We start from the raw sequence: 640 nt of genomic DNA, 5'->3' as shown, positions 1-640 counted from the left end.
GATTGCAGTTAAAGACCTTGAAAGTGAAGAAGATTATCTCGTATTTGCGACAAAACAAGGTATCGTTAAACGTTCATCATTAAGTAACTTCTCCCGTATTAACAAAAACGGTAAAATTGCAATTAACTTTAAAGAAGATGATGAATTAATTGCAGTACGTCTAACAACAGGTAATGAAGATATTCTTATTGGAACTGCACATGCATCATTAATTAGATTCTCTGAATCTACATTACGTCCATTAGGCCGTACAGCAGCAGGTGTGAAAGGTATTTCTCTACGTGAAGGGGATACTGTCGTAGGTCTTGATGTTGCAGATTCAGAAAGTGAAGATGAAGTATTAGTGGTTACTGAAAATGGTTACGGTAAACGTACACCTGTTAGCGAATATCGTTTATCAAATCGTGGTGGTAAAGGAATCAAAACTGCGACAATTACCGAGCGTAATGGTAACATCGTTTGTATCACAACTGTGACCGGTGAAGAGGATTTAATGGTTGTAACTAACGCTGGTGTTATTATCCGTCTTGACGTTCATGATATTTCTCAAAATGGACGTGCAGCACAAGGTGTACGTCTTATGAAACTCGGAGATGGCCTATTTGTTTCTACTGTTGCTAAAGTAAAAGAAGAAGACGAT

General features: G+C 37.7%; 1 protein-coding gene. It reads left to right on the top strand.

Features of this window, described 5'->3' with window-relative positions:
• Window positions 1-640: DNA gyrase C-terminal beta-propeller domain-containing protein (locus IE142_RS39925; RefSeq protein ID WP_502266912.1), on the top strand; the 640-nt coding region annotated here is incomplete at both ends.

Origin of the sequence: Streptomyces mutabilis (genome assembly GCF_014649815.1) — a bacterium.
In the GTDB taxonomy this organism is placed as follows: domain Bacteria; phylum Actinomycetota; class Actinomycetes; order Streptomycetales; family Streptomycetaceae; genus Streptomyces; species Streptomyces mutabilis.
Note: the sequence above shows the minus strand (reverse complement) of the source record. Positions and strands in the feature narration are given on the sequence as shown.